We start from the raw sequence: 23,286 nt of genomic DNA, 5'->3' as shown, positions 1-23,286 counted from the left end.
AATTAATCCATCGCAGCGTAGTTCCAATCCACCGTCAGCCAATACTGTAATCCATTGGTATAGGGGTTCACGGCAAGTGGGAACTCATGAGTTTGGTCTGCACCAATATTTTCAATTGATGCGGTAATTTGCGGGTAATTGGCTTGTTTTTGCCAACTAAGAGATGTATCGACACTGAGCACTTGCGGCCAGATATAGCGGCTGTGTTCACTGAGCACCGCTTGATAATCCGGATGCAGTTTAGACTCAGCCACATATTGCATGGTGCTACTAAACCAAAGGGTTGGCGTGATATCCCACATCAGTTGCGCATTGATAAAGTGGTTGGGTTGGTTTTCTAGCACGCGCCAGACTGCATCATTCCCCGGACAAATGGCACCGCGACAATGGCCATTGATGTTTTTGTAGCTGTAATTGGCATTGAGTTGTAGCGCGGCCGTAGGTCGCCATTTCATGGCAATTTCAGCCCCGTAGGTTTCAGACCAAAGCGGGTCAATAAAGCGTGATGTATACAGCTCAACCACAGTACCGTGGGTGCCCGGTGAGCCATCGGGTACGATCCACTGCTGCGCGCCGGTTTGCTGATAAGCGCGAATATTGTCGTGAATGCTGTAATAGCCATTGAGACTGAGCTGCAGCGTATCACTTTGGCTGAGGCGATAACCCATCTCATAGGTTTCGACCACTTCAGTTTTGAGGTTTGGATTACCGCGATAGAGATAGCTCACGTAGTAGTCATAGTTATTACCATCACTAAAGCGAACATCTTCCATATATTTGTTATCACGAAAGTTGGTTTCGCGCTCTAGGCGTGACGGCGTCACAATTGAGCGTCCCCAGCCCATCCAAAAGAGTTGCTTCGGGGCGATGTTGTAACTGAGACGAATTTGCGGCTGCGCATCAATTTTTTCATTGATGTTGTTATATTGCCAGCGGTTGCCCACAATGATTTGCGCTTTGTCTGTGAGTGGCACTTCCCAGTTAAAATAAAGGCCATAGTTTTGATTGAAAAAGTCAGAGTGATTGAGGCTATAACGCAGGTAAGGCATGTTATGCGCTTCTCGCGCACTAAACTGGCCTAGTTTTTCATCAATGAAGCGCACGTTGGCACCCACGGTTAAGCGTGTGGACCACAGATCGTTAAATGCGTAATGACTGTCGAGATCAAAACGCAAAAATTTCGCGTTTCTCGCGGTATTGTCATTGCTATTGTAGGTGAGCCAGAGCGCTGTCTCTAAATCATCACCATTTTCAAATTCACGCAAATGTTGGCCACCGAGATAATATTCTTGCATTTTCATTTCAGTTTCAAAAATATGGTTACTCGGTGTTGGCGGCTTTAAAAAGTGCGGGTTGAGATCAAGCCAAAGATAATCTTCTCTTGAGCGAATGCCGCCAGCTTGTAGTGAAAGGGTATCGGCGTATTTTTGGTAATCGAGGCGCGCGCCAAAACGCTCGGTATAGACCCGGAAATCTTGAATATCTTTGATGCGAACATCATTGGATGTCCATGGTTTATGGTCAACAAATTCAAAATAAGAACTTAAATGGGCATAGTCGCCAAGTTCAATTCCATGGTGAAGCTGAAACTCTTGGTAATCATAGTTACCAAAAGAGGCGGATATATCGCCTTGCGGCGCATTTTCAGCTTCCTTGGTAATGATATTGATTACCCCATTTACGGCATTGCCGCCCCACATGGTTCCCACAGGGCCTAAGACCACTTCAATTTGCTCAATATTGTTTAAGCTGACGGGAATGAGATCCCAATCAACCCCTGAAAACATAGGGTTAAAGACGCTACGGCCATCAACCATCACAAGCAGTGTGTTACTTAGACTTTCATTGGTGCTGCGGGCACTGATTCCCCAATCGTAATTTGAAAATTTGGCCACATGAAGGCCAGGGGCAAGTGCCAATGCGTCAGCGACCGAGCGCGCACCAGAACGCTCAATCTCCTTTGCTGTGATGATGTAAACAGCCGCTGGGATCTCAGAGAGACTCTGCGCTTTTTTGGTTGCAGAAGTCACTTTTGTATCTGCAAGTGAGGAGAGTGGTATATCCACGAGGGATAATAGATCGTCTTCAGCATGCACGATGGGCATAGACAGAAGTGAGCAAAATAGAGTTAAGGTCGACTTTGTGCGCATACATCTTCCATTACTCCATGTGATATTGATTCAAAATATGGAGTAATTTATGTGATTAATTTTGATTATTTGAGTGTTTTATCATTTAAATTGAAAAGATGTCAGTGAGGCGAAGCACGATTATCACAAAAAATATTTTAACTATCGATAAAAGCGTCAATAACTTACCGGTTTCTAATTTTATGCGTCAAATTTCCGTAAAATAATAGAGTTATGAATGAGTTGCGTGCTTTTATTGAGTGAAAATGCAGCAAAAATTTTTTCTAAAGTTCTCGATATTTTGCCGATTATATGGAGAATATCGCCGCGGCCGATTGACTGAAACGGCAGTGTATTTTGTTGCTATGAAGGGTTGTTTGTTACCGATGAAGTTGAATTTGTTGCTAATTGGCGCGAGTTTGTTGAGCATGAATGCAATTGCTAATGAAAGTCGTGCGATTCAATTTCAGGTACAAGACGATCTTTGGGTTCGTCAGCTGGAATTTGGTCAAGCCAGCCAGAAAGCCAATTTGGCGCCTTACTTTGAATTTTCCAACCAAGTGAGCTGGGTACCTTATTTAACTTTGGGATTTCAGCCGCTCACCAATAAATCGGAAGATGAATACAACACTCGAGGTTACACCGTTGATGCGAGCTTAAGTAATGACGCATTTGTGTTTGGCTTTGGGGTTAGCGCGCTGTGGTTGGATCAAATGGCATTCTCTGCTGAGGTGTATCAGAGTTACTTTCAAAATGCGTTGCAGATACAAGAAGAAGCGCATGTGATTGCCCTGATAGCGCACTTTCGATTTTAATGGTTTGATTCGCTCGAACTGATTAAAAAAGCCGCATGATGCGGCTTTTTTTGTGCCTTCAATCGACGCTAAAGCATGCGTGTCAATCTGACAACTGCTTTTAATCGACGAGAGGTGGCTGGTTTTGCGCTGTGTTATCTAGGTTATCTTTTGCCTTTTGATTGCGGCGTGAATGCAGGTGAAGCAGCCCTGCACCAAAGAGGCCAAAGACAACAGCGAAAATGGAGAGAATGAGTTCAAATAGATAGAGAGAAAAGAAGCTATTGATGGTTGCGTCTTTGGGGTGCTCGGCAAGATAAAGGATGGAAACCGACTCGCCGCGATGATAACTGGGTGGCTTAGTGCCTGTGTTAGAGACGATGGTGATGGTATGACCCACCTGGGTCGTAAATTGAAACACAGGAAAGGCGACGCCTTCTCTATCTGTTTGTAAATCAACCACAACGCCACGTGTTTCAATGGCCTTTGCAATAAACGCTTGGGTGCCTTGCCAGCAGGTAAAGGCAAAATAGGAAAGCGCGATAGCAACTATGATGAGAATCCACCCCATCTTTCTACTGCCACGTATCGACGCTGTTGTGTTGATCTGCATTTTAATCTCCTTCCTTTGAGTGCACTGCTCTAAACCTAGATAAACTGAGAGCCATAAACCTTGGGGCTGGAGCTTGTGTTTGCCATCTAAACCAAGCGCAGAGCAAAGTGCAAACCTTGATCGCTGAAAAATGAAGTGCCATGGATTGCTTGGTTAACTCTGGGTGGTGATACACAAATAAGTGCGATACGGGGTGTCAATTCAGTGCAAGAGAGTGTGAGAACGAAATGAATCACGCATGCGCGATTGGCCTGACATTGGCCTGTAATTTTGCTGAAGTGCGTTTTGTAGATTAGCGACTCCATTTAACGCATGCCATGCATTCCATTCCATTTCATTTCATGTATGGAAAGTCATGTATAAAAAGCAGGAGATTGCATATGAAAAAAATGACTGTGTGTTTTCAAAAGCAGCCGCAGGGTTGGTTGTACCCAACGCATTTAAATTTAAAGCAATGCTATGGATTTTCGCTACCTGATAATTTAACCGTTGCCGGAAATTTAGACTTAACCTTAGCGGATATAAAGCAGTTGCCCTCTGGTTTGATTGTTCAAGGTGACTTGATTTTAAATGGGACAGAGGTTCGCGCATTGCCTGCTGACTTATGTGTTCTCGGCAGCTTGTTACTGCGCTATACCAAGCTCTTTGCCTTGCCTCATGGCTTAAATATTCCCGGCGCATTGGATGCCAGTTACAGTAAATTGCGGCAAGTTCCCCATGACTTAAAATTGGGTGGTGCTTTGCATTTAGCGGGTTGTCGGTTGGAACAGTTGCCGGTAGGGATGGTGGTTCAGGGTGAATTGGATTTATCTCATTCAAAATTAAACGCCTTGCCAAGGCATCTGAGAGTCTTGGGTAATTTGAATATTACTGGCTGTAAGTTTCTGACCTTACCACCGGATCTTGACGTTCAAGGCGATATCCTCGGGTTTTCGACCATCAACTACGCTCGGCAAGTATCTTAATTTATCCTTGATAAGCCATGGGTTATGCCATGGCTTTATTTTGATTGCGAGGCCATTTGGTGTTGCATGCTTCTGCTTCTGCTTCTGCTTCTGCTTCTGCTTCTGCTTCTGCTTCTGCTTCTGCGCTCTTTTCCTATTTTCTACGTCTATACTGCTTGTTGGTTTGTGCATGAGCGTACTAACACAGTTAAGATCGATTCGCTAGTCCTTAAGTATCTGAGTATTTAATAAAAAGCCTTATCATTCATTTGCTTATAAAAACCGTGGGTCTTTTAACACTTTTCTTAATTACTCTGAAATTTGTGGGCTGTTGTGATTAAATACCCATGTAATCAGTAACTTAGAAAGAGAAATATGAAACGTTTTTTCAAATGGACATGCAGGGCAATTTATATCCTTGTCGCCTTGGCATTTTTCGCCGCGATTGCGATTTACTATCAGGGCGAACAAGCGCGCGTGAAACTTGCGGATGCATACCAAGCTCCGGGCGAAATGGTGACCGTGGAAGGTAAAGCCATGCACCTTTATTGTACGGGCAGCAGTGAGACAAAACCGACGGTGATCCTTGAAGCTGGTGCTGGTGATTTTTCTTTGGTTTGGTCTAAGGTGCAGCCACGACTAGCCAAAGAAACACAAGTGTGTAGCTATGATCGTGCTGGCTTTGGTTGGAGTCAGCGTCCGCTTGGGGTTACGCGTAGCAGTGAGCAGATGGTGACTGAGCTGCACGCCTTGATTGAAGCGGCAAATCTAAAAGGCCCCTTTATTTTAGTGGGGCACTCCTATGGCGGCGTCAATGTTCGTTTGTTTGCCAAGCAATATCCTGAATTAGTGAAAGGCGTCGTGCTGGTGGACTCCGTCAATGAGCAGCAAGGCGATGATACTGCGCTTTACGCTCAGCAAATTGAACTGGCATTAGCAGATTATCAATTCTTGTCATGGCTGCATCGCACCAACCTGATGGCGCTATCGCCAGAATCTATTCCGAATATGGGGTTAGATGTCGATGTTTTGCCGCAGTATCAAGCCGTTTTTGCCAGTCGTGGTCAGATTTACACCATGATAGATGAGCTTAAAGTGATGCCTGCGAGTTTGAAAAAAGCGCGCAGTCAAAAGCTTGAGGCATTAACCGTACCGACTATTGTGATCGCGAGTACACAAATGCAGGCGCATCCAAAATTATCGAAGGCGCAGCAGGGCAAATTGAAGCAAAGCTGGCACGCATTGCAAAAAGAGCTGGGGGCGCGAAAGCATGTTATTGAATACATTGAGCTAAGTGATGTCGGCCACTATATCCAGCTAGAGCGACCTGAGGTGGTGGTGCAAGCTGCAAACACCTTGATATCCTTAAAATAGTGAGGTCATTTGGCTGCTAAAACACCGATAGCCCTCTTCCTTTGCAAAGAGATGGAATAAGCCGCCGAAAAGCGGTTTTTTTATGGGAATTTGATGGGGAATCAAACGGTCGATCAAGCGAGGCAATCTTTTTATTTACCATTAATTTTTATGTGGCTGGCATATCCCGTAAATGACATGAGCTGTTCATGAGGTGGCGCAATCTTGGCCATTTTGTCATGAGTTATTCATCATCTGTTCTTAACAATTATTTAAAAAAATTAATTTATTTAGTCCTAATCGTGCGTAATTGGCAATTCTTTGTTTCCAGAATAACTTCAATTGAAGTGCTTATATTTGTCCGATAAATGCCTATCTATCTGTTGGATAATGCATTTGTATTGATGAGGCAAGGGTGGGTGAGTGATTGGATCACAAAATTTTAACCTTTGTTGATAATGTCTAAAATTTAGCAATAGCCAAGTGACGCAATCTTTCTAGAATACCTTTCAAACCATGGCTTTGGTTTTGTAAGCGCTTCACGTTCCTTTGCCGTCACTACCACTCTATGAGGGCGTCCTATGACCAACCTTGTTATTTCCGTCGTTCCAATCTTATTGCTGATTTGGATGATGACGAAGAAAAAGGCTTTGCCATCGCATCTAGCGCTACCGCTGACGGCTCTATTGATTGGCCTGCTGCAACTTTTTTATTTTGGTACCGATGGTTTGACCGTGAGTGCCAATGTAATTGCTGGCGTACTTTCAGCCATTACCCCCATCTCTATTATTGCAGGCGCAATTCTTCTTAATCGCACCATGGCGCTTTCAGGCGCAGAGGATGTGATTCGTCAATGGCTAGAAGGGATCAGTAAAAACCAAGTCGCACAGCTGATGATTATCGGTTGGGCCTTTGCCTTTATGATTGAAGGCGCCTCTGGTTTTGGTACACCCGCTGCGATTGCCGCGCCCATTTTGGTGGGTTTAGGTTTTCCTGCGCTGCGTGTCGCAATGCTTGCCTTGGTGATGAACTCAGTGCCGGTATCATTTGGCGCCGTAGGTACACCGACATGGTTTGGCTTTGGTAGCCTTGGTGTGGGTGAAGCTGAGTTGCTTGAAATTGGCCGCTATTCAGCGCTGATTCACTCTATTGCCGCCTTTGTGATCCCAGTCATGGCGCTATGTTTTGTGGTGGATTGGCAGCAAGTGCGCCGTAACATGGGCTTTGTTCAGCTCAGCATCTTAAGCTGTACCATTCCATACCTGCTATTTGCACAGTGGAACTATGAGTTTCCAGCATTGATTGGTGGCGCGATCGGTATGACGCTGTCGATTATTCTGGCTCGGTATAATATCGGTCTTGAAAAGTTTGAAACTGACGTTCGCGAAGCCAATGCCATTCCCTTTGCCAAGGTGATGAAGGCGATGGCGCCGACCTTACTGCTGATTTTGATCTTGATTGTGACCCGTATCCAGCAGCTTGGTATCAAAGCCATGCTCAACGATGCAACACAAATGCTCAGTGTGCATCTTGGCTGGTTGGGTGAGCTGTCAATTAGTAAGGCGCTGATTTTCAAATTGAGCGGCATTTTAGGCACCGACACATCATGGGCTTATAAAACACTTTATGTGCCTGCGCTGATCCCATTTTTCGTGGTGGTGCTGATTGCCATGGTGATGTTCAAGATGCCGAAATCCATGGTCAAACGCGTATTCAGTGAAACCGCAGTGCGCATCAAAATGCCATTTATCGCCTTAGTCGGTGCATTGATTATGGTGAAATTGATGATGGTGGGTGGCGATCATTCTCCGATTATGACCACTGGCCGTGCGTTTTCTGAGGTGATGGGGTCGAGCTGGCAATATGTCGCATCTTACCTTGGGGCGCTGGGCGCATTTTTCTCAGGCTCAGCCACTGTCTCAAACCTGACATTTGGCGGTATTCAACAAACCATTGCCAATACCGTCGGTTTGCCTGAAACCTTAATTTTGGCACTGCAATCTGTTGGTGGCGCGATGGGCAATATGGTCTGTATTAACAACATCATTGCGGTATCCACCATTCTTGGGATTGCCAACCAAGAGGGCTATATCATCAAACGAACCGTGGTGCCTATGGCGCTCTATGGGGTGATAGCGGCACTGGTCAGTGTGTTGATTTCAGCTAGTTTATAAGAAAAAGCCAGCGTCTTTTATCGGGCGCTGGCTTCAACGATCACAATAATAACACGACGGCAAAACCGTCACTGGAGCAATTATGAAGGTGAACTTTTTTGTCACTTGTCTTTGCGACGCCGTGAAATCTGAGGTGGCTAAAAAGACAGTGCTGCTGCTTGAACAGCTTGGCTGTGAAGTGGAATTCCCAGAAGCACAGGGTTGCTGTGGACAGCCCGCGCTGAACAGTGGTTATGTTGAAGGTGCAAAGCCTGCAATGAAAACCATGATTGAAGCCTTTGAATGCAATGATTATCCCATCGTATCGCCAGCCGGCTCTTGCACTGCATCCATCAAAAAATACCCAGAGTTTCTTGCCGATGAGCCTGAATGGGCGGCGCGCGCGCAAAAAGTTGCGGATCGCTTCTATGAGTTAACGCAATTTATCGTCAACGAACTGGGTGTGGAAAATGTTGGCGCAAAACTCAAAGGTCGCGCGGTTTACCATCCATCGTGCAGCTTGATTCGCAAACTGAATGTCCGTGAAGAGCCACTTAAATTGCTTGCGCAAGTGGAAGGCCTTGAAATGGTGCCGATTAAAAACCAAGAAACTTGCTGCGGTTTTGGCGGTACTTTCTCGGTCAAAATGGCTGAAATTTCAGGTGAAATGGTCAAAGAGAAGGTGCAACACATCAGTGAAGTGGCACCGGATTATTTGATTGGTGCAGATATCAGCTGCTTGATGAATATCGGTGGCCGTGTATCTCGTGAAGGTCGTCCTGTTAAAGTCATGCACATCGTTGATGTGTTGCTCAGTCGTTAAGGAGTGCCGCGATGTCGATGAAAACCAGTGATGTGAAGTTTAAAGAACGCATCCACATCAAAATGCAAGACGCGTTTATGCGCCAATCCGTGGCAAACGCGCAGGAGCGTATGTTTGCCAATCGCCAAAAAGCTGCTGAAAAGCTAGGCCATTGGGAAGATTGGCGTCAAATGGGCATGGATATCCGTAACCATGTGCTCGAAAACTTGGATTATTACCTGACGCAGCTGAGTGACAATGTATCGCGCAATGGTGGCCATGTGTTTTTTGCTAAAACCGCCAAAGATGCCAGCGATTATATTGAGCAGGTTGTGGCCAGCAAAAACGCCAAAAAGATTGTGAAATCTAAGTCCATGGTGACTGAAGAGATTAACCTCAACCATATCCTTGCGCGTCAAGGTTGTGATGTGGTTGAGACTGATCTTGGTGAATATATTCTGCAAGTGGATGACAATGATCCACCGTCACATATCGTGGTGCCTGCGCTGCACAAAAACCGTTACCAAATCAAAGATATCTTCAAAGATAAATTGGGCTATCAAGGCACGGAAGACCCAGAAGAGATGACACGTTTTGTGCGCCAGCACATTCGTCATGACTTCCTGCAAGCGGATATCGGCATCACTGGCTGTAACTTTGCGGTTGCTGAATCTGGTACCGTGGCCTTGGTGACCAACGAAGGTAACGCACGTATGGCCACCAGCTTGCCAAAAACGCACATCGCCGTTATGGGGATGGAGCGCATGGTACCAACCTTTGAAGAGTTGGATATTGTGGTGAGTTTGCTTTGTCGTAGTGCTGTTGGCTTGCCGCTTACCGGTTATGTCACTGCGCTCACTGGACCGCGTGAAAACGATCAATGTGATGGTCCTGAAGAGTTCCACTTGGTGATCGTGGATAATGGTCGCTCTGATATTTTAGGCTCTGAGTTTCGCGATATTTTGCGCTGCGTACGTTGCGCGGCTTGTGTGAATACCTGTCCTGCTTATCGCCATATCGGCGGTCAATCTTATGGTTCGATCTACTCAGGCCCAATTGGTGCGGTGCTTTCACCGTTACTTGGCGGCTATGATGATTTTAAAGATCTGCCATACGCTTGTAGTTTGTGTAAAGCCTGTCACGACGTTTGTCCGGTGAAAATTCCGCTTTCTGATTTGCTGCTCAAGCATCGCCAAAAAATGGCGGAAGAAAAAATCACCCCGCTGATGGAGCGCGCAACTGTGGGTGCCTTTAACATCATCAACGCGAAGCCATTGCTTTGGGATAGTGCGGTACGTATTGGTGCAAGAAGTGCAGGATTGCTGATCCATAAAGGTCGCATGCCGATCAACCCAGGCGCTATGGGTGAATGGATTGAAGCGCGCGATCTGCCAACACCCGATGGTGCATCTTTCCGTACTTGGTTTAAACAGCATAAAAAAGAGCAGGGCAAATCATGAGTGAACAATCAATGAATCCAGCTGCCAATCAAACCGCAATTGAGCCAGGCCGCATTCAAAATCGCGATGCGTTCATTGCGAACATTAGTCAAAAGCTAGGTCGTGCTTGCCCTGAATCTGTGGCGCAGCCAGTGCTCAGCTCACGTGTTCATCATCAAGTGATGGAAGATTTAGACCAAGATGGGCTCAAACAAGTGCTGGTTGAGTATGCGCAAGAAGCCTTAGGGGCAAGTGCCATTACCACCACTAAAGCGGAGCTGAGTGCAACGCTTAAAGAGGTGTGCCGTAACTATTGCAAAGATGCGCAAGGTGAGGTGCAAGCCGGTGAAACCGTGCTTTCAGCGACACCTGAGCTATTGGCCATGGTTGATGTTGCGCAGCTTCAAGATGAGCAGCTTAGTCTACATGTGTGGGATCCTCAGCTTGGCTTTGATGCCAATATTAAAATTGCTGAGCGCGCAAAAGTAGGGATTGTTCTCGCTGAGCAAGCCTTGGCAGAATCAGGCACCATGGTGCTTTACAGCCAAGCAGCGCAAGGCCGCGCGGTGAGTTTGCTGCCTGAAGCCTCTATCTTTATCGTCAAGAAAAGCACCTTGGCACCACGCTTTACCCAAGCCACTGCGCCACTGCATCAAATGGCGAAACGTGGCGAGCGTGTACCATCTTGCGTGAACTTTATTTCAGGCCCAAGTTCAACGGCTGATATTGAGTTGATCAAAGTGGTCGGGGTGCATGGCCCTGTATTTGCAACTTATGTCATTCTCGATGACTGTTAAGTGACAGCGAATTGAAAAGGGCGCTTCGGCGCTCTTTTTTATATCAGCGAAAAACGTGTTAAAAAGAGTGCAATGAATTGCGTTGCGTTGCTTTGATTTGATAGCTGAGAATCGTACAAACCAATGAATAAGGTATTGATTCGCTAAATCGATACTGGAATACCCTCAAGGAGCATGACCATGGCACATATTGACGATCTCGTGCTATTTACCCAAGTGGTGGAGCATGGCTCCTTTGTGAGTGCGGCCAAAGCGCAGCAGATGACAACCTCAGCGGTGAGCAAACGGATCAGTAAACTTGAAACTGAGCTTGGCGTGCAGCTGTTGTATCGCACCACGCGAAAACTCACCTTAACGGAAGCGGGTGAGGTGCTCTATCACCGTGGGCGAGATATTCAACATACTGCAAAATCGGCATTTGATGCGGTGACAGGGTTTAATCAGGCGCTTTCAGGACATATTCGCATGTCTGTCCCGACCATTTCTGGGGAACTGCTGCTGGCTGAAGCTGTAGCTGATTTTTGTAATCAGCACCCGGGGCTAACGGTAGAGATGTCGCTGGATAACCATTTTGTCGATCTATTAAGCGAGCACTACGATTTGGTGATTCGCACGGGCTATCTTGAAGATTCAACGCTGATTGCGCGTTACATTTTTGATTCGAGGTGGCTGGTTTGTGCGTCGCCTGAGTACCTCGCGTCACATGAAGCGATTCAGTCTCCCAAAGACTTACTGCGTCATAATTGCCTTGGGTATAGCTACGAAACGGGCGGTACCTTTGATTGGCAATTTCAGCAAAATAACGATACTTATTTGCTTAAGGTGAAAGGTAATTTTGCGTCAGATAACGCGGCGGCACTGAGAAAAGCCGTATTGGCAGGGCATGGTTTGGCCTATTTACCAAGCTGTTTAATCTATCAAGACTTGCAGGCGGGAACACTGAAAGAGGTGTTGGTCGAACACACCAATAAGGTGCTTGGCATCTATGCAGTGTACCCTTATACAAAACAGCCAGCAAAACGGATTCAGGCGTTAATTGAGCATATTCGCCAAGCTTATATTCAAATTCAGCCGCAATTTTAATTAGCGGTATTGCAACCAACGCACCATGTCCACATGCCACCAGTGCGGGACAGCTTGCACTTCTGCGCCACCGTTACCCAGTGTCGCAAAGCCAGTCACAAAATAGAGCATAAAGAGCACCATCAAGGCGATGGCAAGTGCAAATAGACAGGTATCAGGTTTTGGGTAACGCATGGCACACCTCCGAATCCTCTGTGATTACCCTTTGAGCTTAATCTGCGCTGAACAAAGTACAACTGCATGATGAGGGGGATATCCCTGCATTTTATGTGGAAAATGGGTGGGGTGAACGTACGCGTTCTTAATTAACTGAATTAAATGTGATTTTTCCGCATCAGAACGTATGGTAAAGATTGTTCATGGATAAAAATAGAGATAAAAAAATGAAAAAAAGCGGCTCAAAGGCCGCTTTTTTGCTGTTTAACGCTGATTAGTTGGCTTTAAAGAATGCCAACATTTGTTGCTGCGCTTCAGATAGGCGTGATAGCTCATCTGATGCTTGTGAGATTTGCTCAGAGCTTTCAACGTTCTGATTCACGATGGCAGAGGCACTCACGAGGTGCTCTGAGATATCGCCACTCACTGCGGCTTGTTCTTCAGATGCTGAGGCAACGAGCGTGTTTTGCTCAGAGATTTGCGCGACGGCAAGCTGAATATCGTTAAAGGCATCTTTCAATTGCCGCTGGCATTGATTGTTCTGTTCAATCAGCGCCATGTTATCTTGCATGGATTGTTCAGCCACTTCAGATTGTGATTGCAGGTTCTGAATGATCTTTTCAATATCAACGGTTGCAGATTGGGTTTTGGCTGCAAGGTTACGCACTTCATCGGCAACGACCGCAAAGCCGCGACCTTGCTCGCCAGCGCGCGCCGCTTCAATGGCTGCGTTCAATGCCAGTAGGTTGGTTTGTTCAGATACATCATTGATAAGTTTGATCACTGCACTAATTTCCTGCACGTGTTGGCGCAGGGTATTCATGATAGCGCCCGTATCATCAATGGAGCTTGAGATCTGATGAGAAAGCGTATCGCATTGTGCGAGCGCCACATTCCCTTGATCCACACTGTCGTTGGCATGCTGCGCTGCAGATTCTGCTTGGTCTGCATTGCTGCTAACCTCGGTGGCGGTTGATGCCATCTCTTGCGCAGCTGTTGCGATTTGCTCAACGCGAGAGAGCTCTTCCTGCGCGTTTTGTGCAGATTGGCTGGTAATGCTGGCAAGCTCGACGGCTGCGGCTGAAACACTGCTGCCCATGGTGGTCAGTTCGCGCACCATGCCTGCGAGTTTGTCATTGGACTGGTTAAATTGCAGTGCCAATGTACCAAGCTCGTTGTTGCCCAAATCTGCCAAGCGGCGAGTGAGGTCACCATTAGCAAGCGCAGAGATGCCGCCTTGAATTTCAGTCACAGAACGCAAAATGGTGCGAATGATCATGATGGCAAATAGGATCAGGATGGCTGCAGTGATCCCAGTGGCAATCATAATATTGCGAAGTGATTCGCTTAGCGCAGTTTCACTGGCGCTAATTTGTTTATGCGCCATTTGCTGTGCATGATTGGCTAGCTGATTGATCGCATCGACAAGTTTTAAGCCACTTGCCGCGCCAGTACTCATCCACTGATTACGCTCTTGCAGAGTGATTGCACCTTGCTCATATTTGTCAAAAATCATCGGCGCTTGCTTCATATACGCATAATAATTATCAACTTGCGAGCGAACACCATTCACAAGACTTTGATCTGGGAATTTTTTAAATGACTGAGTTAGTGTGTTGTTCACTTTTTGATACCAGTCATCAAGTTTGGAAAGGTAGCGCAGACGATCAGACTTTGAATATACAGATCGGAAATAGTCAACACGAACTTGCCAAACGTTACTGGTTGCTTGAGAGCTTGTAATGGAATAGTCGAAATCAGCTTCAATTCGACTGTTAATATGACTTTGGGTGTCTTGCAAATAGCTCAAAAAAATCAAAATGAGCGCAGAAAAAGAAAGAATAGAAAACGCAGCTAAACAAGAAAGCTGTGTTTTCAAGGATATATTGCCAATTGACCTCATGGCTGGTTCTCCGATAACAAACGGCACAAACAATAAACAGCCATAGTATTGACCTTGTGAATTTCATCGCAATGCAAGATTTTGCGAAATAGGTCAAAATTAGTTTGCAAAAATGGAGTTGGTTTTCACTTGATTCAGCTAATGTTCAGATAATCAACCGGTTGAATAAAAAAGGCCAGCAAACGCTGGCCTTTTTAGCAAATGAAAACAAAGATTGGCGATTATCGCTTACTGCGACGTTTGGCACGCTCTTCTTCAAGCTCAGTCGAGATGTCAAAGACCATCTCACGGATCTCTTCTGCTGTCCAACCTGCTTCAGTGGTTGTCAGGGCATTGATTGGTGCAAGCGGTGTGTTTTCTTGCGACGCTTTTACCGCATTCATCAAACCAAGCAGAATGTCATTGCCAGAATCACCTTTTTGTTTTTGGTGGTCGGCATACTTGCTGTAGTTTTTCAGCTCAACTAGCAGTTTTTCATGACGTTTTTGTAACTCTGGATTGCCTTCAATCAATTTCACCAAGGCTTCAATTTGCGTTTTATCTTGGTTGAGAATAAGCGCCATGACTTGCGCTGATTGATAGGAGTTGATTTGATCCAAGTTATCTAACTTGAAGTCATCTTCCATGCTAAAACCAAAGGCGATGTCGAGTTCATCTTCAGTGAAGTAGTCACCGCTGTTAAAGGTAATACCGATATCACACACATCCGACACTTTGATGGTGTTAATTTCGTAAGTACACATGTTGTTGTAATACTTACTCATCAAGCTTTCACGTTTGGTGACAGTGTAAGTCTTGCCGTTGTATTCAAAGCTTTTGGTTGACACTGTACCATCCACCACGGTTTTACCGCCGTAGTAATAAAATTCGATGGTGCCAAAATCGCCATTTGCATTGAGTTTGCCTGCTGGATTTAAAAAGCGCATTTTTTGCACTTTACCGGCATGGCTCTTTTTGCGATCTGAAGTATAGAAGTTAAAGGCATTGGGAAGGCCATTCACCTCAAAACGGAAGCCGTCATCGGTGAGCTTTGCAACCAAGACGCTCTGTAGTTCTTTTTCGCCTTTTGGGTTGTCTGTATAGGTTCGAGTGATATCAGCCATGGCTGGCATCGCACAGGAGCAGATCAGGGCACCGAGTAACGCTTTTTTCATCATGTGAGTTCCTTGCGGTCAATCGCTTGCTTAATTCAAAGAGGCGTATGCGGAGATGGCTACAGAAGAATGCGTCAGATGCCATGTGATGAGAGGACATTCATCCTTGAGCTGAATTGAAATGTCACAATCGTGATACGCGAATCATCAGCATTATATTTTTTTTACTTGGTTAGACAAAAGCTTGGCGGCGAGTATCTGCATTGCTTTTGCGTTAGCTCGCAGATTATTTTTCATTGTTGCAGTGCATATTGCACAAAGCGTTATATCAACAGAAAAGGCAGCCCATGGGCTGCCTTTTCTGTCGTACAACTGTTCGCGAATTTTTCGCAAAATGCTGGCGGTTTAACGCTGCTCAAAAGCGAGTGCGTGTTTCTCTAAACGGCGGAACAAAATGGTCAGCAAACCGTTGACGGAAAGATAGAAGGCACCAGCTAAGCCGTAGGCACCAAACACGTCATAGGTTTGGCCAAAGAACATATTGGCGTAGCCCATGATATCCATCAGGGTAATAGTGCTCGCCAGTGATGTGCCTTTAAAGATCAAAATCACTTCGTTGGAATAGGCCGGCAAGGCGCGGCGTAAACCATAGGGCAAAATCACTTGCAGGGTTTGTACATTGGTCATCCCCAATGCTTTACAAGCTTGCCACTGGCCAGATGGAATGGTTTTACAGGCACCGTAAAATAGTTGAATGCTATAAGCTGCGGTATTTAAACCCAGCACCAAGACTGCGCAAAAAGCAGGCTCGTTTATGATGTTCCATGGCGCGGATAGCTCGTTTGCATACTGGCCAATACCAAAGTAGAACAGATAAAACTGAACCAGAAGCGGGGTGCCAGTAAATAGGGTGACAAAGGCTTTTACACCGTAACTGAGCATGGTTGCCCAAGTGACTTTGCCGCGCAAAAGCAAACATAGGGTGCAAAGTAGGGCCAGCGTGCCACCAAAAAGGAGTGCGCCAACCGTGAGTTTTAAACTCAGCAATAAGCCGTGGCACATCTGCAGGAACATTGAAAGTGACAGGGTCATAGGCCACCTCCTTGCTCTGCACGGTTCACACGCTTATCAATCAGGCGAATGCCTTGCTGACTAATTAAGGTAAACATTAAATAAATCAATGCGGCGCCGGCGTACCATAGAAAGGCTTGGTCGCGGTTATTTTTGGCAATAAATTGTGCTTGCGATAGCAAGTCAGTGAGGCCAATCAGCGAGACCAGGGCGGTATCTTTGAGTAGCACCAACCATTGGTTAGAAAGCCCTGGTAGTGCGTGTTTTAACGCTTGTGGCAAAACCAAACGAAAGAACACGTTTGATTTTTTCATGCCCAGTGCAATACCAGCCTCACTTTGTCCAAAAGGCACGGCTTTGATCGCGCCGCGAATGGTTTGCGACGCATAGGATGCAAAAATCAGGGAGAGTGCAAAGCATGCGGCGGCAAAGGGCGGAATACTGAGATACCAGCCTGTTTTTTCTTCAATCCACACAAATGTCTCACTTTGCGCAAGCCAATCCACTAAGGTTAATGAGCCGTAGAAAATGAACAGCACAACCAATAGTTCAGGCAAGCCACGAAGGACTGTGACGATAACTGCTGCAGGTTTGGCGATGAAAGGCGATTTTGCCATTTCAAGTGCGGCAAAAATAAGTGCGATAACCAAACCAAGCCCGAGTGAAACAAAAGCTAGCTGAAGAGTAAGCCAGCTAGCTTTTAGCATCATCAGGGCATACCCCGATTCAAACATGAAAGATCCTAATTATTGACCAAAGTAGTTGTTATAAATGGTGTCGTATTTACCATTTGCTTTGATGGTGTCAAGTGCGGCGTTAAGTTGTTCAACCAATGCTTTATTTGATTTGTGAACTGCGATACCAAAACCGTTACCAAAGTACTTCGGATCGGTCACTGGATTGCCAACAGCCTTGACGTTTTTATCTGATTTAAGCCACTCAGCGATGACCGCAGTGTCACCGAAAACAGCATCGATACGGCCAGCTTTCATATCAAGGAATGCATCTTGATAGCTGCCGTAAGGTACAGCTTCAGCGCCTTTCATCTGCTCAAGTAGGTAGCTTTGATGGGTTGAGCCATTTTGGACACCGATACGTTTGCCCTGAAGTGGATTTTTCGCATTGGCTTCAAGGGCTACGAAAATTGCCGCGTTGTCATAGTATGCATTGGTGAAGTTCACTTGCTTGCTACGCGCATCAGTAATATCCATGGCAGAAATAGCTGCATCAAAACGCTTAAATTTAATGGCCGGGATCAAGCTATCAAAGGCTTGGTTGTGGAAGGTACACTTGGCTTTCATCTCTTCACAAAGTGCATTGGCCAAGTCCACATCAAAACCTTTGATTTGGTTGTTCTCATCCATATATTCAAAGGGAGCATAGGTTGCTTCCATCACAAACTTCAGTTCAGTTTGTGCATTTGCGCTCAAAGCGGTCAGGCCAAATAGGGCTGCAATAATTGTCTTTTTCATATCATAACTCCTTGTCACGAAATTTTAGTGATTTAAGTAAGCGGCAAACTGCGGGGTTTGTGGGTTATCAAAGGCCTCGCGAGTACCAAATTCAACCACCTTTCCTTGCTCTAGATACAAGACATGGCTGGCGACTTTGCGCGCAAAATCGACTTCATGAGTCACGATCACTTGTGTGATCCCTGTAGAACTCAGCTCTTTAATAATGCTAACCACTTGGTTGGTGATCTCAGGATCAAGCGCCGCGGTTGGCTCATCAAATAAGAGGGTATCTGGGTGCATCATCAAAGCGCGGGCAATGGCGACACGCTGCTGTTGGCCACCGGAGAGTTGAATTGGCCAAGCATCTGCTTTATCACCCAGATGTAACTGTTGCAAAATGGTTTGGGCGCGGGTGGTTGCATCCGCTTTATTCATCCCCAAAACTTTGATAGGGGCTTCAATCAAGTTGCCAAGCACGGTTTTGTGAGGCCACAGGTTGTACTGTTGAAAAACCATGCCGACTTTACGACGTAGATTCATCGCCGCTTGATCGCTTAAAGGATTGGCAAAATCAACATCGGTTTGCGCAATGTGCATGGTGCCTTGCTCGGCAACTTCAAGAAGATTAAGAATGCGAAGTAGCGAACTTTTCCCTGCACCACTGGGGCCTAATAGCACCAAGGTGTCGCCTTTCTCACAGCTGAGGTTGATATCGTGCAGCACCTGATGCTGACCGTAAAACTTATTCACCTTGTGTAGTTGAATACCCATTCAAACATTCTGCATTAATCAGGAATTGTGGTCATAATACCTCTAATGAGTATTTATGCAATACGAATGTATAAAATATTTATCCAGGCGAATAAAAAAACAGCAGAAAATGCTCCTGCTGTTTTTAACTGATTGATTCACAAGTTATAGCTGTAAGAAAAATAGCATCATGAAAGGCACGGAAAGGCTTAGAATAAATCCACTAACAATGGCCGTGGGTACGCAGTGGATTCCACCACACCTTTGAATAATTGGCAGTGTAAAATCCATGCTAGTTGCACCGCCGTAGCCAATTGCAGTATTTGGGAAACGGCGCATGATCAGGGGAATGGAGATAAGCGCCACCAGTTCTCGTAGCAGCTCATTTAAAAAAGAGGCGCCGCCATAGACAGGACCAAGGTGATCGCCGATCAAAATTCCAGACAATGAATACCAGCCAAATCCTGATGCCATGGCTAGTCCTTGATGCCAAGGGAGCGATAGGATCAATGCAGCCAATAGTCCGCCCAGCCAAGATGTCATGATCAATACAGCCGCCAGCCGAATCCCTGCGCGGTTGAGTAGAATTTGTTTGAGACCAATTCCGCTATTGCCAAGTTGCATACCGATAAGCAGCAAAAGCACCATCAGGATCACTGTATTGGCTTGGTCAACCCAATCAAGGGGTAGGGCAATCCAGTATTTGGTTGCAAGCCCGACAACGAAGCCTGCCAGTACAGCAACAAGTAAAGAGAGGGATTCTTTGGCATGAGGCAGACTATTTTCATCACCTTGCTGCTCTTTAACCGCGAGTGGATAGCGCCAGTCGACCCAGAGCAATGCCATGAGGTTGAATAAGCCAATACTGAGGAAAAAAGTTAGGGTGAGCAGGCCGACTTGACCAAGGTTGGTCAGTAGGTTATCGAGCGCAGCAAGACTTACACCAATCAGCGCCAAAATAAGGGTGATCAGTCGATTGGTGAGATTTGAGACAAAACGCTGCCATTTTTCTTGGCGCAGCGGAATAAAATAGCCAACAAAAAGCGGCGTAAATATAAGAAGCATGCCCTGAAACATATTCTCCTCCATGAGACGGCGATGGATGGGGCGATAAAATAGGGATTATTGATGAAAAATAAAATACATCAATGGTTGGCATTGCGACATTTTCTAATGCCAACCATCAAGGAAACTAATTTATCACATGCCGCTCAGTTGCAGGACTTCTTGGCAAGCCTGTTGGAAGGCTTGATCGTCGAGGTTGGAGAGTTGATATAAGATATCAGCGCCATCTGCGCTTAGCTCAATATCATGCGCGCTTAGTGCTTGTTCATCATGGCTTCGAAATAAAAGAAGGTGATTGGCCATGGTGGCGATGTCGTGGTAACTCGGTTTTTCGGGATCGACATGGTTCATCCGTCGGTTGCCAGCCACGGTGAGAAAATCTTTGTCAAACTGCCAGAATTGAAGCACAGAGAAACTAGCCTCAGCACAGCATTGCGCCATCACATCCTTGGCGAGTTCAAAATCGATGTAATTGCCTTCTTTCAAATATTGAGATAAAGCGCTGACCAGTGAGAATAGGCCGATATCAGCTAATAGGCCAATCAGCATCGCTTTGCCTGCATCAAGCTCTAGCTGCGGGTTGCGCTTCATAAACTCTTGGCAAATCAGTACCATGGTGGCAGCAAAGGTGCGACTAAGACCGGCGCTTTTGGTCAGTAGTGCATTGCACTCTTGGCTAAATTGCGCATCTTTTTTCAGCTGCTCAATGGCTTTGGCTGTGATCAGATCTTTGACCCGTGCGATCCCAAGGCGCGAAACGGCAGTCAGGATATCGTGGCATGGACCAAAACGTGGACTAAAAAGTGCGCTGTTTGACGCGTAAACACAGGCACCCGATAAACTTGGGTCTTCGGTCAGTGCTTTGGCGATGGCTTTGATGGTGACATCATCACGCAGGCTTAATTGCTGGATGTTGAGTACCACTTGTGGAATCGGTGGTAGTTTCAGTTGGCGCTGAGCAATCGCCTCGGTGACTAAATTTTTAAACTCACATTTTAAGTCGTTGACGATTTTTTGCTTATTTGGCGTGAGCCAATATAAAGGCAGGGAGGTCATACGTTCTCGGCTTTTCACTATTGTTGTAATCATCAGTAGATTAATGATTTCTGATTCGCCCTGCACGAAATAAACTACAAAATGAGAGCTCGATGGGTATCCATGGGTTTTCCTGCTTATTGTTTGCCATTTTGATGGATTTATTTACGAAAAAGAATCATTTACAAGTGGTTGCGATGACTTTATTCGTCGTGCTCTGCGTCCTGTTCATCGATTTGTTGAAACAGCGCTTGTAGAAAACGCAGGGTATCTTGATGGCTATCACGAGAGAGCAAACTTTGTTTTTGTTGGCAACTGAGTGGCAGGATTTCTAACCAGCGGTAACACAGCCATACCGCATTTTGATAATCAAAGTGCGGATATAGCGCAGCATATTCAGGATTGGAGCGAAAGAATGCTTTGAGCTTTAAAACCATGGACTGCGCATGGCTGGGGGTTTCGCTCGGAGCCCAATTGGTCAGCGGAATCGTTTGAGCCACTAACAAGCCATCATCATCTCCGCGAATATCATGAATTTTGACGCGCTCAACCCCTTGGATAGTAATGCTGAAAAAGCCATCTTCAAGTTGGTCAAAATCGATGATTTTGACATGGGTGGCTAAGGTGCCGAGTGCCAGCATCTGTTTTTCAGCTTCAGTGTGCTGCTCTTCTATCATCGCCAACGCAAAACCACACTGCTGTGCGCAGCACTCTTTGACCATTCGGACATAGCGTGGCTCAAAGATTCGAAGTTGCATGATCCCGCCAGGGAAAAGGTGAGAAGCAAGTGGGAACGCGGCTAATTGCATGTCGTCTCCAAGATTAATGTGCATCTTGTGATTTAAATTTAGCTGTTTTGCGAACAAAGGTCGATCGATGCCAATGTAACGCAGTGAATGATAAATGCGACCGCTCTGACAAAATGTGAAACGCATGACGCGTTACATAAAATCTTGTCGATACAAATCACGCAATGTAAGTGCCTGAAATGGCCCTGACATTCCTCTGACTTTGGCAAACAATAATCTCTGTCGAAATTTTGACGCAACCACGATTATCGATTCGGGTTTGGAGGACATATGACATTGGCAGTCGATACAATTGCAACGTATTGTGCACGTTTTGGTGACAACTATAAGCGTTCCATGTTTGGTGGTACGGGGCTATTTCATAGTGACGCCATGTTTTCACTCGTGACGGGCGGCCGTTTTTATTTGCGCGGTGGTGCAGACTTAGATGATCGCTTTATGGCGCTAGATTGTCCGCGCTATACCCATAAAAAGCGCTCATCTACGGCGGTGGTTAATTACTATGATGTGTCTGAGTTGTTTTTGGCCGAGTCACCAAATTTAGATCCGTTGATTGAAGCGGCAATTGAACAAGCGCAGGTTGATCGCACTGAGCGCAATAACAATCAAAATTTACGTTTGCGCGATCTACCGAATCTACGTTTGACCCTAGAGCGCATGATAAAAAAGTCAGGGGTACCTGATGTTGACACCTTTATGGACTTGGGCGCTGCTGAAGTCTACAAGCGTGTAAAACAAGTGCATGGCGATACGGTTGACGAAAAGTTACTTTGGATGTTTGCAGGTGCCTGTGAAGGGATCCATTGGACTTTGATTGATATGCAGCAGCAGCAAGCATTGCTGCGTCAGACCGCGTAACAATACCCAGTTTGGTTTAAGAAATACGTCACCTCAAAGCGCTTTCGAGCGCTTTTTTTGTGCGTGCTCACAAATTTCTAAACTGAAAATCCCGCCATTGATGAGGGAATCGTTTGCCCTTGGGAAGTGTGATCTATCCAGCGTTGCAATTGCAAAAACTCCACTAGAGTAAGACTTAGCCTTTCCTCAAACTCAAGGAGCTTTGCCATGACAGCAAGCGTATTTCACCTCGGCGTAAATCAAGATGACTTTCAAGGTGCCACATTGGCCATTTTGCCAGGCGACCCCGATCGCGTAGAGAAAATTGCAGGCTTAATGGAGCAACCCGAATTTCTCGCGGCGCACCGTGAATATACCCTTTATCGCGCGAAGCTTGCCGGTCAAACCGTGATTGTTTGTTCAACGGGGATTGGTGGTCCATCTACGTCGATTGCAGTTGAAGAGTTGGCGCAGCTTGGGATTCGTGATTTTCTTCGGGTGGGTACCACGGGTGCCATTCAACCTGAAATTCAAGTGGGTGATGTGATTATCACCACAGGCTCTGTGCGCTTGGATGGTGCCAGTTATCATTTTGCACCAGCGGCATTTCCAGCGGTCGCTAACTATCGTGTGATGCAAGCGATGGAGCAGGCGGTGACTGAACTTGGTTATCCCTTGCATTTGGGCGTCACAGCGTCAAGTGACACCTTTTATCCAGGACAAGAGCGCTATGACACAGTGTCTGGCCGCGTGATAAAAAGCCTGCAAGGTTCAATGGCTGAATGGCAAGCCATGGGCGTGCTGAACTATGAAATGGAATCTGCGACCTTATTGACACAATGTGCCAGCCAAGGTTTTCGAGCCGGCTGCGTGGCTGGGGTGATTGTCAATCGGACCCATCAAGAGATTCCTGATGCAAAAACACTAGCGCTGGTGGAAACTCGCGCGATTACAGCAGTCGTTGTAGCGGCAAAACGTTTGATTCAGACCGCTTAGTGTCGAGGT

22 protein-coding genes are annotated in these 23,286 nt (G+C 46.0%); 10 read left to right on the top strand and 12 right to left on the bottom strand.

The window, feature by feature from the left end:
* Positions 1-2: 2 nt before the first annotated feature.
* Complete coding sequence (locus L9P36_RS06910) at positions 3-2,150, bottom strand: TonB-dependent receptor plug domain-containing protein (protein ID WP_435532732.1); 2,148 nt, start codon at positions 2,148-2,150, stop codon at positions 3-5.
* A gap of 365 nt (positions 2,151-2,515) precedes the next feature.
* Between L9P36_RS06910 and L9P36_RS06905 the strand changes: the two genes are divergently transcribed.
* Positions 2,516-2,944, top strand: a complete 429-nt coding sequence (locus L9P36_RS06905; RefSeq protein ID WP_237465984.1) for a hypothetical protein — start codon at positions 2,516-2,518, stop codon at positions 2,942-2,944.
* A 100-nt stretch (positions 2,945-3,044) separates the two neighbouring features.
* Here L9P36_RS06905 and L9P36_RS06900 read toward each other — a convergent pair whose 3' ends face one another.
* The gene (locus tag L9P36_RS06900) at positions 3,045-3,494 is read right to left on the bottom strand and encodes a DUF3592 domain-containing protein (RefSeq protein WP_237465983.1); all 450 of its coding nucleotides are present in this window, start codon (positions 3,492-3,494) and stop codon (positions 3,045-3,047) included.
* Between the two features lie 422 nt (positions 3,495-3,916).
* On the opposite strand from L9P36_RS06900, the gene L9P36_RS06895 reads away from it, so the two are divergent.
* From L9P36_RS06895 to L9P36_RS06865, 7 genes are all read left to right on the top strand, one after another.
* Positions 3,917-4,501 carry a hypothetical protein gene (locus L9P36_RS06895; protein WP_237465982.1) on the top strand — a complete coding sequence of 195 codons (585 nt, stop codon included), beginning with the start codon at positions 3,917-3,919 and terminating at the stop codon, positions 4,499-4,501.
* A 354-nt stretch (positions 4,502-4,855) separates the two neighbouring features.
* A complete protein-coding gene (locus L9P36_RS06890; protein WP_237465981.1) occupies positions 4,856-5,854 on the top strand; it encodes an alpha/beta fold hydrolase in 999 nt (332 codons plus the stop codon).
* Positions 5,855-6,414: 560 nt separating this feature from the next.
* Positions 6,415-8,007: an L-lactate permease gene (locus L9P36_RS06885; protein ID WP_237465980.1), complete on the top strand. Its 1,593-nt coding sequence runs from the start codon at positions 6,415-6,417 to the stop codon at positions 8,005-8,007.
* Positions 8,008-8,089: 82 nt separating this feature from the next.
* Complete coding sequence (locus L9P36_RS06880) at positions 8,090-8,809, top strand: (Fe-S)-binding protein (RefSeq protein ID WP_237465979.1); 720 nt, start codon at positions 8,090-8,092, stop codon at positions 8,807-8,809.
* 11 nt (positions 8,810-8,820) lie between these two features.
* Positions 8,821-10,248: a LutB/LldF family L-lactate oxidation iron-sulfur protein gene (locus L9P36_RS06875; RefSeq protein WP_237465978.1), complete on the top strand. Its 1,428-nt coding sequence runs from the start codon at positions 8,821-8,823 to the stop codon at positions 10,246-10,248.
* Positions 10,245-11,024, top strand: a complete 780-nt coding sequence (locus L9P36_RS06870) for a LutC/YkgG family protein (protein ID WP_237465977.1) — start codon at positions 10,245-10,247, stop codon at positions 11,022-11,024. Before L9P36_RS06875 ends, L9P36_RS06870 begins: the two co-directional genes overlap by 4 nt.
* Before the next feature lie 180 nt (positions 11,025-11,204).
* Positions 11,205-12,107 carry a LysR family transcriptional regulator gene (locus L9P36_RS06865; protein WP_237465976.1) on the top strand — a complete coding sequence of 301 codons (903 nt, stop codon included), beginning with the start codon at positions 11,205-11,207 and terminating at the stop codon, positions 12,105-12,107.
* On the opposite strand, the gene L9P36_RS06860 is transcribed toward L9P36_RS06865, so the two are convergent.
* From L9P36_RS06860 to L9P36_RS06815, 10 genes are all read right to left on the bottom strand, one after another.
* On the bottom strand, positions 12,108-12,281 hold the full coding sequence (locus tag L9P36_RS06860; RefSeq protein ID WP_237465975.1) for a hypothetical protein: 174 nt from the start codon (positions 12,279-12,281) through the stop codon (positions 12,108-12,110).
* A 256-nt stretch (positions 12,282-12,537) separates the two neighbouring features.
* Positions 12,538-13,779, bottom strand: a complete 1,242-nt coding sequence (locus L9P36_RS06855) for a methyl-accepting chemotaxis protein (protein WP_237465974.1) — start codon at positions 13,777-13,779, stop codon at positions 12,538-12,540.
* Positions 13,780-14,387: 608 nt separating this feature from the next.
* Positions 14,388-15,323 (bottom strand): hypothetical protein, encoded by a 936-nt coding sequence (locus L9P36_RS06850; protein WP_237465973.1) that lies wholly within the window; start codon positions 15,321-15,323, stop codon positions 14,388-14,390.
* Between the two features lie 342 nt (positions 15,324-15,665).
* Entirely contained in the window at positions 15,666-16,352 is a 687-nt protein-coding gene (artM, locus tag L9P36_RS06845) for an arginine ABC transporter permease ArtM (protein WP_237465972.1), read from the bottom strand.
* Positions 16,349-17,065: an arginine ABC transporter permease ArtQ gene (gene artQ / locus L9P36_RS06840; protein ID WP_237465971.1), complete on the bottom strand. Its 717-nt coding sequence runs from the start codon at positions 17,063-17,065 to the stop codon at positions 16,349-16,351. Before artQ ends, artM begins: the two co-directional genes overlap by 4 nt.
* Positions 17,066-17,077: 12 nt before the next feature.
* Positions 17,078-17,803: a transporter substrate-binding domain-containing protein gene (locus L9P36_RS06835; RefSeq protein ID WP_237465970.1), complete on the bottom strand. Its 726-nt coding sequence runs from the start codon at positions 17,801-17,803 to the stop codon at positions 17,078-17,080.
* Positions 17,804-17,827: 24 nt separating this feature from the next.
* Entirely contained in the window at positions 17,828-18,556 is a 729-nt protein-coding gene (gene artP / locus L9P36_RS06830) for an arginine ABC transporter ATP-binding protein ArtP (protein ID WP_237465969.1), read from the bottom strand.
* A 144-nt stretch (positions 18,557-18,700) separates the two neighbouring features.
* A complete protein-coding gene (locus L9P36_RS06825) occupies positions 18,701-19,612 on the bottom strand; it encodes a LysO family transporter (protein WP_237465968.1) in 912 nt (303 codons plus the stop codon).
* A gap of 123 nt (positions 19,613-19,735) precedes the next feature.
* Positions 19,736-20,656, bottom strand: a complete 921-nt coding sequence (locus L9P36_RS06820) for an HDOD domain-containing protein (RefSeq protein ID WP_237465967.1) — start codon at positions 20,654-20,656, stop codon at positions 19,736-19,738.
* Positions 20,657-20,838: 182 nt separating this feature from the next.
* Complete coding sequence (locus L9P36_RS06815; protein WP_237465966.1) at positions 20,839-21,444, bottom strand: LON peptidase substrate-binding domain-containing protein; 606 nt, start codon at positions 21,442-21,444, stop codon at positions 20,839-20,841.
* Positions 21,445-21,714: 270 nt separating this feature from the next.
* Here L9P36_RS06815 and L9P36_RS06810 point away from each other — a divergent pair, with 270 nt between their 5' ends.
* Entirely contained in the window at positions 21,715-22,302 is a 588-nt protein-coding gene (locus L9P36_RS06810; RefSeq protein WP_237465965.1) for a TfoX/Sxy family DNA transformation protein, read from the top strand.
* Positions 22,303-22,509: 207 nt separating this feature from the next.
* Positions 22,510-23,277 (top strand): uridine phosphorylase, encoded by a 768-nt coding sequence (gene udp / locus L9P36_RS06805; protein ID WP_237465964.1) that lies wholly within the window; start codon positions 22,510-22,512, stop codon positions 23,275-23,277.
* Positions 23,278-23,286 lie beyond the last annotated feature (9 nt).

The sequence above is a fragment of the Vibrio stylophorae genome (assembly GCF_921293875.1).
GTDB classification, from domain to species: domain Bacteria; phylum Pseudomonadota; class Gammaproteobacteria; order Enterobacterales; family Vibrionaceae; genus Vibrio_A; species Vibrio_A stylophorae.
The sequence above is the reverse complement of the archived record's forward strand: the minus strand, read 5'-3'. Positions and strand labels throughout refer to the sequence as shown.